This is a genomic window from Tardiphaga sp. 813_E8_N1_3 (assembly GCF_051811025.1).
Lineage (GTDB): Bacteria > Pseudomonadota > Alphaproteobacteria > Rhizobiales > Xanthobacteraceae > Tardiphaga.
In genome coordinates this window covers 4,045,969-4,057,750 of the sequence record NZ_JBPWQE010000001.1, presented here as the reverse complement: position 1 = coordinate 4,057,750, position 11,782 = coordinate 4,045,969, and the positions used below count along the sequence as shown (strand labels likewise).

The 11,782-nt window shown below is 61.7% G+C and carries 9 protein-coding genes; 4 read left to right on the top strand and 5 right to left on the bottom strand.

Annotated features, from left to right (window positions below; genetic code table 11):
- The first annotated feature begins 46 nt into the window (after positions 1 to 46).
- Genes AB8A33_RS19150 through AB8A33_RS19135 form a run of 4 tightly spaced genes read left to right on the top strand, consistent with a single transcriptional unit; the run spans position 47 to position 5,154 of the window.
- Complete coding sequence (locus AB8A33_RS19150; RefSeq protein WP_439094167.1) at positions 47 to 1,633, top strand: ABC transporter substrate-binding protein; 1,587 nt, start codon at positions 47 to 49, stop codon at positions 1,631 to 1,633.
- The gene (locus AB8A33_RS19145) at positions 1,630 to 2,649 is read left to right on the top strand and encodes an ABC transporter permease (protein ID WP_439094166.1); all 1,020 of its coding nucleotides are present in this window, start codon (positions 1,630 to 1,632) and stop codon (positions 2,647 to 2,649) included. The genes AB8A33_RS19150 and AB8A33_RS19145 overlap by 4 nt, the downstream gene beginning before the upstream one ends.
- 13 nt (positions 2,650 to 2,662) lie before the next feature.
- Positions 2,663 to 3,493 carry an ABC transporter permease gene (locus tag AB8A33_RS19140; RefSeq protein WP_120289223.1) on the top strand — a complete coding sequence of 277 codons (831 nt, stop codon included), beginning with the start codon at positions 2,663 to 2,665 and terminating at the stop codon, positions 3,491 to 3,493.
- 5 nt (positions 3,494 to 3,498) lie between these two features.
- Positions 3,499 to 5,154 (top strand): dipeptide ABC transporter ATP-binding protein, encoded by a 1,656-nt coding sequence (locus AB8A33_RS19135; RefSeq protein WP_439094165.1) that lies wholly within the window; start codon positions 3,499 to 3,501, stop codon positions 5,152 to 5,154.
- 48 nt (positions 5,155 to 5,202) lie between these two features.
- On the opposite strand, the gene AB8A33_RS19130 is transcribed toward AB8A33_RS19135, so the two are convergent.
- The 5 genes from AB8A33_RS19130 to AB8A33_RS19110 form a co-directional block, all read right to left on the bottom strand.
- Positions 5,203 to 6,183, bottom strand: a complete 981-nt coding sequence (locus AB8A33_RS19130; RefSeq protein WP_439094164.1) for a Bug family tripartite tricarboxylate transporter substrate binding protein — start codon at positions 6,181 to 6,183, stop codon at positions 5,203 to 5,205.
- A gap of 177 nt (positions 6,184 to 6,360) precedes the next feature.
- Complete coding sequence (gene nikE / locus AB8A33_RS19125) at positions 6,361 to 8,043, bottom strand: nickel ABC transporter ATP-binding protein NikE (protein WP_439094163.1); 1,683 nt, start codon at positions 8,041 to 8,043, stop codon at positions 6,361 to 6,363.
- Positions 8,044 to 8,056: 13 nt separating this feature from the next.
- On the bottom strand, positions 8,057 to 8,905 hold the full coding sequence (locus tag AB8A33_RS19120) for an ABC transporter permease (protein WP_315841066.1): 849 nt from the start codon (positions 8,903 to 8,905) through the stop codon (positions 8,057 to 8,059).
- Positions 8,902 to 9,933 carry an ABC transporter permease gene (locus tag AB8A33_RS19115; RefSeq protein WP_439094162.1) on the bottom strand — a complete coding sequence of 344 codons (1,032 nt, stop codon included), beginning with the start codon at positions 9,931 to 9,933 and terminating at the stop codon, positions 8,902 to 8,904. The genes AB8A33_RS19120 and AB8A33_RS19115 overlap by 4 nt, the downstream gene beginning before the upstream one ends.
- 112 nt (positions 9,934 to 10,045) lie before the next feature.
- Positions 10,046 to 11,662, bottom strand: coding sequence for an ABC transporter substrate-binding protein (locus tag AB8A33_RS19110; protein WP_439094161.1), 1,617 nt, complete (start codon positions 11,660 to 11,662; stop codon positions 10,046 to 10,048).
- Between the last annotated feature and the right edge of the window lie 120 nt (positions 11,663 to 11,782).

Sequence of the window (11,782 nt, the reverse complement as noted above, 5' to 3'; positions counted from 1 at the left end):
CCGGCTACAGCCACTGTCAGGCGTCTATGTTTAAAGGATAGAGGCTATGAATAGACGTAAATTCGCGAAGCTGATGGGCGTGAGCGCGGTTGCTCTCTCGGGTATCCCCCTCGGCATCACCCGTGCCGCTGGCCAGACCAAAGGCGGCACGCTGAACACGATCATTCAGCCTGAGCCTCCGATTCTCGTCACCGCACTGAACCAGCAGCAGCCGACGCTGACCCTGGGCGGCAAGATCTATGAGAGCCTGCTGCGCTACAGCACCGACCTCAAGCCGATGCCCGGCATCGCGCAGTCCTGGGAGGTTTCGCCCGATGGCCTCACCTATACGTTCAAGCTGTTCCCGGGCATCACCTTCCACGACGGCAAGCCGCTGACTTCAGAGGACGTCGCGTTCTCGATGACCAAGATGCTGCCGGAGACGCATGCGCGTGCGCGTGCAATCTATTCGCGCATCGACAAGGCCGAGACGCCCGATCCGCTCACGGTCATCTTCAAGATGAAGGCGCCGTTCGCGCCGTTCCTCACCGCGCTCGATTGCACCACCGGCCCGATCGTGCCGAAGCACATCTATGACGATTCGGACTATCGCAAGAACCCGGCGAATGCGCAGGCGATCGGCTCGGGTCCGTTCAAGTTGAAGGAGTGGGTCAAAGGGTCCCACGTCCATCTCGTTCGACACGAAGGCTACTACCGCAAGGATGAGCCGTATCTCGACGAGGTCATCTATCGCATTATTCCGGACGCCGCGTCGCGCTCGTTGGCGCTGGAGCAGGGCAAGATCCAGCTCACGCAATGGAACGACATCGAGTTTTATGATGTCGCTCGCCTGTCGAAGCTGCCGAACTACGAGATGACCACAAAGGGTTACGAATATTTCGCCCCACATCAGTGGCTCGAGCTCAACAATCGCGTCAAGCCAATGGACGACAAGCGCTTCCGTCAGGCGATTGCGCATGCGCTCGATCTGAAGTCGATGGCGCAGCGCGTCTATTTCGGCATGCCCAAGATCGCGACTGGCCCGGTGTCGTCGAAGACGCGTTTTTATGAAAAGGACGTCAAGCGTTACGACTACTCGATCGAGAAGGCCAAGGCGCTGCTCGACGAGATGGGCCTGAAGCCTGGGCCGGACGGCAAGCGCGTCACGCTCAAATATCTGATCCCGCCCTATGGGGAGGTCTATCAGCGTGCCGGCGAATTCATTCGCCAGACGCTCGGCCGTGTGGGTATCGACATCCAGCTCGAGAACACGGATGTCGGCGGCTGGGCCGAGAAGTTCAGCAACTGGGATTACGAGATGACCGGCAACCTGGTCTATCAGTACGGCGATCCCGCCCTCGGCGTGTCGCGCACCTATATCTCGTCCAATATCAAGAAGGGCATCCTGTTCTCGAACACCGCCGGCTATTCCAATCCGGAGGTCGACCGGTTGTTCGACGAAGCAGCATCCGCAACTAACGATGCCAAGCGTCAGGAACTCTACAGCAAGGTGCAGAAGATCCTGGTCGAGGATGTGCCGGTGGTCTGGATGTTCGAAGCTGCTTATCCGACCTTCATTGACAAGCGCCTGAAGAACGTCACCTCAACCGGCGTCGGCGTGCACGAGTCCTTCAGTTCCGTGAGCTTCGGATGACCTCGACTTCGATCAATAGCGGCGGTCGTGTTTTCGCGGTCGCCCTCGCTATCGCGGGATGGTTTGTCAAATTCGTCGCGGTCGTTCTGGTCATTGCGACCTTCAACTTCATTCTGGTGCATGCCGCACCCGGCGATCCCGCGCAGGTGATCGCCGGCCAGAGCGGCGCATCGGATGAAAAGCTTCTGGCGCAGCTGCGCGCTGAATACGGGCTCGACAAACCTTATCCAATTCAGCTCGCCAACTATCTGAAGCGCGTCGTGACGCTCGATCTCGGTTATTCCTATCGGCAGCAGCGGACCGTGGCATCGCTCATTCTGGAACGTCTGCCAGCGACGCTGTTGCTGACGGCGACGGCGTTCACTCTCGCGCTTCTGTCAGGCATCATTCTCGGCACGCTCGCGGGCGTGCGCGCCGGCAAGTGGTCGGATACGCTGCTGACGATTGTGTCGCTGCTGCTCTATGCGACGCCTGTGTTCTGGCTCGGCCTAATGCTGGTCCTGCTGTTCTCTGTACAGCTCGACTGGTTGCCGGCCTTCGGCTACGTCACAATCGGTGTGCCGATGACCACACTGCAGCGCATGGGCGATATCGGCATGCATTTGATTCTGCCAGCGGTGTCGCTCGCAGCTGTCTACCTCGCGATCTATACCCGCCTCATGCGCTCCTCGGTACTCGACGTCACCCATCAGGACTTCATCAAGACCGCGAAGGCCAAGGGTCTGAAGCAGGGGCGCATCATCATGCGCCATATCCTGCGCAACGCGATGCTGCCGATTGTCACCGTGGCCGGCATGCAGGCCGGTGCGCTAGTTGGCGGCGCTGTGGTGATCGAAACCGTTTTCGCCTGGCCGGGCCTCGGCCGTCTCATCTATGACGCGTTGTTGCAGCGCGACTATCCGGTGTTGCTCGGGGTGTTCCTGGTGATGTCGGTGATCGTGATCGCGCTCAACCTTCTCACCGATACGATCTACCGGGTGATCGATCCGCGCGTCTCCGTGCGTGCGGCATCGTGAACGGGATTATATGATGTCTACGCTCAAATCGTTTCTCCGCCATCCCACCGGGATGATTGGTCTGATCGTCCTCCTCGCGGTGGTCCTCCTCGCGGTGACGGCCCCGTGGCTGTTTCCTGACGACCCCTGGGACATGGTCGGCGCGCCGTTCCAGCCGCCGTTCAGCGAAGGGCTCTGGCTCGGCTCCGACATGCTCGGTCGCGACGTGGCGGCCGGCATCGCGCATGGTGCGCGGATTTCGCTGATCATCGGCGTCATCTCGACGCTGACCTCGCTGGTCATCGGTGTCACAATCGGCGCAACCGCCGGCTATTTCGGCGGCAAGGTCGATGAGGTGATGATGCGCATCACCGAATTGTTCCAGACTATTCCGGGCTTCATCCTCGCCATCTTGCTGGTCGCGACCATCGGGCCGAAGATCTCCAACATCATCTTCGCCATCGGCATTGTCAGCTGGCCGCCGCTGGCGCGCTTGACGCGCGCGGAATTCATGCGGCTGCGCGGGCGTGAGTTCGTCCAGGCTGCGGTCTGCCAGGGCCAGCGTCCGCTGACCGTGGTGCTGCGCCGTATCCTGCCCAATGCGATCTCTCCGATCATCGTCACCGGATCGCTCGCCGTCGCCAGCGCCATCCTGATCGAGAGTGCGTTGAGCTTCATGGGTCTTGGCGACCCCAACCTGATGTCCTGGGGATTCATGATCGGTGCGGCACGCACCGTGATCCGTCAGGCATGGTGGATGAGCGTGTTTCCCGGTCTCGCCATCCTGCTCACCGTGCTGGCCATCAATCTCGTGGGTGAAGGTCTCAATGACACGCTGAACCCCCGTATCTCACGCAAGCGATAGTATTCATGACCGACAAAACACTGCTTGCCATTGAGAACGTCTCCATCAGCCTGCCGCCGGGCGCCGATCGTCCTTTCGCCATCGAAGACGTGTCGCTCACCGTCAACCGCAACGAGATCGTCTGTCTCGTCGGTGAGTCCGGCTCCGGCAAGTCGATGACCGCGCATGCGATCCTGCGACTGCTGCCCGACCGTACGGGTGTCGCGCAGGGCAGCATCAGCTTCAAGGGCAGTGACATCGCCAAGGCGGATGAGCCCACGATGCGCAAGTTGCGCGGCGGCGCCATCTCGATGATTTTCCAGGAGCCGCTCAGCGCGCTTAATCCGCTGGCCCGTGTCGGTCAGCAAATCGCGGAATCGATCATCACGCACACCAAGCCGACGCCGTCCAAAGAGGCGGTCGATGCGCGCGTGCAGGAGCTGATCCGGGACGTCGGTTTGCCGGATCCTGTAGCGCTCGCCCGCAGCTTCCCGTTTCAACTCTCGGGTGGCCAGCGCCAGCGGATCATGATCGCCATGGCGATGGCCAACAATCCGGCGTTGCTGCTGGCCGACGAGCCGACCACGGCGCTCGACGTCACCACGCAGAAGCAGATTCTCGCGCTGGTGAAGAAGCTCCAGTCGGAGCGCGGTATGGGCGTGCTTCTGATCACCCACGATTTTGGCGTCGTTGCTGACGTCGCTGATCGTGTCGTTGTGATGCGCAATGGCCGCGTCGTCGAGCAGGGTACTGTCGATGAGGTGCTGCGCAATCCGAAGGATGATTACACCAAGAGCCTGATCGCCGCCGTTCCGGGCGCTCGCTCGCTGACGAGGACGGATCGCAAGATCACGGGCGAGCCGCTGCTCGATGCCGTCGGTCTGAACAAGACCTTCATCACCAAGCAGGGCATGTTCCTGCCGCCGCGCCGGACCGATGCGGTACAAAACATCTCGCTCGGTCTGAAGGCGCGCGAGACGGTGGCGATCGTCGGCGAGTCCGGGTCGGGCAAGTCGACGCTGGGGCGGCTGATCATGCGGCTGATCGAGCCTGATACCGGCTCGGTGCATTTCGACGGCAAAGATCTGCTGTCACAGCGTGGTGAGCGGCTGCGTCAGATGCGCCGCAAGATTCAGATCGTGTTTCAGGATCCCTTCGCGGCGCTCGATCCGCGCCAGAAGGTCGGCGACGCCATCGCCGGCGGCCCGATTGCCTATGGCACGCCTGCCAAGGAAGCGATGGCCGACGCCAAGCGTCTGCTGGCCCGCGTCGGCCTGCAGGAGAGCGCGGCCAATCGCTATCCGCATGAATTCTCCGGCGGTCAGCGCCAGCGCATCTGTATCGCCCGTGCGCTGGCCCTGAAGCCTTCGGTGCTGGTCGCTGACGAAGCGGTTTCGGCGCTCGACGTCTCCGTGCAGGCGCAGGTGCTGCAGCTGCTTGCCGACCTGCGCGAGGAGATGAACCTGGCGATGATCTTCATCACTCATGACTTGCGCGTCGCCGCCGAAATCGCCGACCGCATCGTGGTGATGCGGCGCGGCGAGATCGTCGAGCAGGGCGAGACGCAGAAGATCTTCCAGAATCCCACCGACGCCTATACGCGCGCGTTGCTGGATGCGATTCCCGGCCGTGCGATGTTTGCTGGTCCAGGTGCCAGGCAGGCGGAAGTCGCTTCTGCATAAAAAAGGCCGCCAGACGTTACGTCTGGCGGCCTTCGTCATTCTGCCGGTTCAGTCCAGCTTCACATTGGCTTCGGTCACGACCTTGCGCCAACGCGCCACTTCGCCAGACACCATCTTGCCGAAGTCGGCACCGGCCACATCAGGCACGTCGGAGCCGTTGCGTTCCCACGCCTCCTTGATCGCTGGCACCTGCAATGCAGCCTTCAGCTCCTTCGCCATGCGCTCGACGACGTCGGGCGGCGTGCCCTTGGGCGCGAACAGCCCATACCAGGTGGCGACTTCATAATTCGGCAAACCGGCTTCAGCTGCTGTCGGCAGATCAGGAAATGCGGCCACGCGCTTCGGCGCGGCGATCGCCAGCGCGCGCAGTTGTCCGGCGCGGATTGGCGCGGCCGATGAGCCAAGACCATCGAACACCACCGGCACGTGACCCGCGATGAGGTCCTGCATGGCCGGACCAGCCCCGCGATAGGGAACGTGTTGGATCTTGGTCTGGGTCAGGATCTTGAACAGCTCGCCGGCAAGATGATGCGTCGTGCCGGCACCGGCCGAACCATAAGAGAGCTTGTCCGGATTGGCCTTCGCATAGGCGATGAATTCACCGAGCGTCTTGGCCGAGACCTTGTCGGGATTGACCACGATGACCTGCGGCGGCCGCGCGATCAGCGCAACCGGGATAAAGTCTTTCTCGATGTCGTAATCGAGATTGGGATAGAGCGACGGCGCGATCGCGTGATGCGCGGCGCCCATGAAGAAGGTGTAGCCATCGGGCGCCGCCTTGGCCGCTGCCGAGGCGCCGACCGTGCCACCTGCGCCGGCGCGGTTCTCGATGATGACGCGCTTGCCGAGTTGGGTGTCGAGCTGCGCGGCCAGTGGCCGCGCGAAGGCGTCGGTGCCGCCGCCGGCGGCGAAGGGCACGATGAAGGTGACCTGTTTCTGAGGCCATGCCTGGGCGTGAGCGCCTGACGTCATGGCCGAACAGCTCGCCATAACGGCGAGTAAGGCGACGTGAACGGCTTTGATCCGCACGGTAATCCTCCCGATCTTGATGCGTCATTGAGCGACGCTTGGTCTTATGTTCGGCGAGATGCGCTGTGGATGCAAGGTATCCCGCGCCGGTACAATTCACACTATAGTCGGTATGGTTACGCCAATGGAACCGGACAAGGCCGGCAGTTGAGGCGTTTCGCCGCTGGCCACCCGCAGCTAGGCGCCGGCGGCCATTTTTTCCGCGGCGATCATCTCGATATGTGGAACCGCGTCGACGAGTTCGCGGGTGTAATCAGTCTGCGGATTGTCGAACAACTGATGGCTCTCGCCTTCTTCGACGATAGCGCCGTTGCGCAGCACGATGGTCCGTTGACACATCATGCGTACGACGTTGAGATCGTGGCTGACGAACAGGAAAGCGAGATTGTCTTCGCGACGCAGTCGCTCAAGCAGTTGCAGAACCACAGCCTGAACCGAGACATCGAGGGCGGCGGTTGGCTCATCCAGCACAAGAAGCTTCGGCCGGCAGGCGATTGCACGGGCGATGCCGATGCGGGCTTTCTGACCACCTGACAGTTGGTGCGGAAAGCGCTCCAGCAGGTCCGCAGGAAGCCCGACGCGATGGGCACATTCGGCGACACGCTGCTTGAGCGCTGCGCCGTTGCTCATGCCGAGCAGGCGGATCAGGGGATGAGCGATACAGTCGAAGGCGTTGAAGCGCGGATTGAGACTGTCGTTCGGGTCCTGGAACACGATCTGGATTTCGCGCCGTTGTGGCGCACGATGAAAGTCACGTGCCGGGATATGGCTGATCGACTGACCGTTGAAATTGATGATGCCTTCGCTCTGATCGAGCAGGCGACAGATCATGCGCGAGGTCGTGCTCTTGCCGGAGCCGGACTCACCGACCAGGCCGACGCTTTCGCCGGGCGCGATGGCCATCGAGAAATTCGCGACGCCGACAGTGCCGTCGTCGAAACGCTTGACGAGGTCGAGAACTTCCAGCAGCGGCGGCGTGCCATGCACCGGCTTCGGCGGCAGTGGGACGGGCACCGCCGGTACCAGCAGCTTTTCGTCATCGGTCACGAGATCCTCGACGCGCGAGGTCGCGGTTGGAGACGCTGCGACGAGGCGCTTGGTGTAGGGGTGTTGCGGCGACCGGAATAGCGTCAAGGCGTCGGCTTCCTCGACCAGCTTGCCCTGTTCCATCACCACGACGCGGCGGCAATAGCGGGCGGCGAGGCCGAGATCGTGGGTGATGAGGATCGTCGCCATGCCCCTTTCGGCGGCGATGCTGGCGAGGAGATCCATCACCACTTTCTGCGTCGTGACATCGAGGCCGGTGGTCGGCTCGTCGGCAATCAGTAATGCGGGATTGCTGGAGATCGCCATGGCGATCATCACACGCTGGCACATGCCGCCCGACAATTCGTGAGGGTAGGCGTTCATGCGCTTCTCGGGATCGCGGATCTTCACGGCGCGCAGCAGTTCGAGCGACTCGGCGCGGGCTTCCGATGCAGAAATCTTGCGATGCGCCAGGATGGCGTCGGCGATCTGCTGGCCGATAGCGCGGATCGGGTTGAGCGCGCCGCGCGGATTCTGGAAGATCATGGCCATCGCCGAGCCGTGCATCTCACGCAGGCTGGAACTGGTCATCTTGGTGATGTCGCGATCGCGGAACGAGATACGACCACCGGAGATTTTACCCGACGCATCCAGCAGGCGCGTCATCGCAAAACCGGTCACCGATTTGCCGGAGCCGCTCTCGCCGACGATGCCCAGCGTTTCGCCCTCGGCAAGTGACAGCGAGATTCCGCGCACGGCCTCGACCGGGCCGCGGCGTGTTGAAAAAGTGACCTGAAGATTCTCGATATCGAGCAGCGGTTTGGGTGTCGTCATCACGTTCGCTGACTCATGTCCGCTGTCTTGGATCGAGAATATCACGCAGCCCGTCGCCGAGCAGGTTGAAGCACAGCACGGCCAGCATCAAAGCGAGGCCGGGAAAAGCCACCAGCCACCATTTGCCGGTGGAGATGAAGCGCGCGCCTTCGGCAACCATGATGCCCCATTCCGGCGTTGGCGGTTTTACGCCGAGGCCGATGAAGGAGAGACCCGCAGCATTGATGATGGCCCAGCCGAGATTGAGCGACATCTGCACCACCATGGCTGGCAGCACGTTAGGCAGCAGAAAGCGCAGCACCACGGAGACATGGCTGTCGCCGCAGGCGCGCGCGGCCTCGACCCAGCCGAGGTTGCGGCGGACGTTCACTTCGGCGCGTGCAAAGCGGATGTAGAACGGCAGGTTGATGATGGCGGTGGCGATGACAATGTTCTCCACGCGGTTGCCGAGTGCGGCGACCATGGCCATGGCCAGTACGAACAGCGGGAACGCCATCAGCACGTCGACGAAGCGGCCAACAGCGCGATCGAGCTTGCCGCCCGAATAGCCGCAGAGAGCGCCGATGACGGCGCCTAGCGCGAAGGAGATGCCAACGGCGGAGACTGCAATCGCTAGATCGAGCTGCGCGGCGACGATGATGCGGCTGAACACATCGCGCCCAAGCTGGTCCGTGCCGGCCCAATGCGCAGCGCTTGGCGGCATCAGTGCATTCTGAACATTCGATGCGATGGGATCATAGGGCACGATCCACGGACCGAAGATACCAACAAAGATCAGCAAGGACGCGCCGACGGCGGCGATGCCGGTGATGGGGTTGCCGCGCAGGATGAAGGCGGCGTGTTGAAGTGTTGCGCTGCTCATCCGATGGAAATCCTGGGATCGGCGATGCCATAGAGCACATCGACGACAAGATTGACGATAACGAAGACCGAAGCCATCAGCAGGACGAAGCCTTGTACCGGGGCATAGTCCGACGACAGCAGCGCGTCGAGCGCGTAGGAGGCGACGCCGGGCCAGGAGAATACCTTCTCGACCAGCACATTGGCGCCGAGCATGGTCGAGAACACGATGCCGGCAATCGTAATGACGGGCAGGATGGCGTTGCGCAGCGCATAGGTGACAATGATGCTCCACCATGACAGGCCGACGGAACGGGCGGTGCGGACGAAGTCGCTGCCGAGTGACGCCAGCATCGAAGCGCGGGTGATTCGCGCCAACGGCGCGATCACGAACAGCGCCATGGTGCAGGCCGGCAGGATCAATTGCTTGAATGCGGCCCACCAGCCATCGAAGTCGCCGGCGAGCGCAAAGTCGATCAGAAGGAAGCCCGTGCGCGATGGCGGCAGCGTGGTGAAGATATCGACACGCCCGGTCGGATCGGGCGACACGCCGAACAGATAGTAGAAGATATAGATCAGCAGCAGCCCTGAGACGAAAGTTGGGACACAGACCCCGAGCGCGCAGAACAATCGTACGCTGTGATCGATCAGCGATCCTGGTTTCAGCGCCGCAAGGACACCCAGCGGGATTGCGAGAACAAGTGCGATCAGAAGTGCCGAGAAAGTCAGTTCGAGGGAGGCGGGCAGGCGCTCACGCAAGTCCTTGGTGACGTTCTGGCCCGTCATCAGCGAACGGCCAAGATTGCCGCGGCCGACGTCGTAGAGATACAGGAACAGTTGCTGTGGCACGGGCTTGTCGAGACCCATCTGTTTGCGGATGGTCTCGATCTCTTCCTTGCCTGAATTGGGCCCGGAGGCGAAGAACACGGCGGGATCGCCCGGCAAGACGCGCATCAGCAGGAAGGTGAAGATCAGCACACCAAACAACGCAGGCAAAGAGGATGCGAAGCGTCGCGCTGCACGGATGGCCGTTGCGCCCAGAGTCGTCATGATCGGTTACTCGTAGTCATGGGCAGCTCGCTACGGCTAAGTTCGCAAGCTGCGTAGATCCGAAGCGCCGCAGAATGGCGCTCCGGGATTTGCTCGCTTGGTGCTCGGACAATCACTTCCGGCTGAGGTCGCGGTAATCGACCTGGCGATGGAACTGATAGGTGTAGCCCGTCAGGTTCGATGCCATCACCGCATCCTGGCTCGGCTGCCACAGCGGAATCTGCGGCATCAGGTCGAAGTTCATCGCGTTCAGCACCTTGCCGTCGGCTTCGTACTTGGCCTTGTCAGCCTCGAAACGGGCCTTCTGCGCGACTGCGGTCAGCTCGGCATTGTCGATAGAGCTGTAGTTCCAGCGCTGATTGCCGGTGTAGAAGTTGCGGTAGAAGTAGTCGGTCGACGGCAGCCAGGCGACGATGCCTTCGGTGAAGAAGGGCAGCTTCTTCTCGGTGATCTGCGTCGACATCTGGGCATCTGGCAATTTCTGGATATCCACCTTGATGCCGATTTTGGCGAGCGATTCCTTCAGCAGCGCAGCCATTGGTTCGGCCGTGGCGGACTGACCCACATTGAAGCTGAACGTGGTCGAGAAACCGTCCGGGTAGCCTGCGGCCTTCAGATAGGCCTTGGCCTTTTCGAGGTCGAGTTTGATCGGCTGCTTGATCGGAAATGCACCGCTCGGTGGCTTGCCATCGGCCCAGGTCGCGCCGGCCAGCAAATCACCGCGGCTGAAGAGTGCCGCCTTGAACATGTCGTCATAAGGTAGCGCATAGGCCACGGCGCGACGCACGTCCGGCTTGTCGAAGGGAGCCATCTGGTTGTTCATCGAGATGAAGGTGATGGCGTTATACTGCGGCGTCGAAATCACCTGCAGCTTGCCCTTGGCCTCAAGCGCCTGTGCGTCGCTGGCCTGCAGGTCGATGACGATGTCGGCATCGCCCTTCTCGACCAGGTTGGCGCGCGTTGCCGGCTCCGGCACCGACTGGATGATCAGGCGCTTGAAAAAGGCCTGCTTGTCGCCGGCGGCACGATTCCAGGCGTCGTTGCGCTTGAGGATGACCTGCTCGCCGGGTTTGAAGGTCTCGACGATATAGGCGCCCGATCCGGCGGTGTTTTCCTTGAGCCAGGCCTGCGCCCACGGATCTTCCTCGGTGGCGTGGGCCTTGGCGAGTTTCGAATTGATGATGATCGGATAGACCGTGGCAAGGTTCGGCAGCGCCAGTTTGTCCGGCTGCGGCAGCGTCACTTCGAAGGTCGAAGCATCGATTACCTTGAACTGGCTGGCATCGGTGAGCGAACCGGTCAGCAGCTGCGCCTTGCCAAGGATCTTGGCGGTGACGGCACGATCGAGCGACCACTTTACATCCTCGGCAGTCACCGGCGAGCCGTCCTGGAATTTCGCATCGCTGCGCAGCTTGAAGGTGATCTTCAGGCCATCCGGGCTGACCGTGTAGGACTCCGCGAGTTCGCCGCGAATGGTGTCGAGATCGAACACCCATTTGCCATTCAGCTGCTTGCGGCCGAACGAGACGAGGCGGTCATAGGTCGAGAGGCTGACGGCAAAGGCCTCGCGGGTCGAGCCGGGAATGTTGGGATCGAGCGTGTTGACAGCCGCGCCGGTCACATAGCGCAGCGTCTCTGCGCGCGTTTGCGCCATGGCAGGAACGGCAGCGGTGAAAAATGCCAGCGCTGCGGCGGCGCCGAGCATCTGCTTGGAATAGATCAGTCCCATAAACCCTATCCTCTGAATTCGACGGAAACTCTGAACGGACTCGTCAGTGCCTGACCTGTCGAGCGACCCGTCCATTGAAGCAAGGAACGCGCCAAACGACGGTCGATAGGTGCCGGGCAG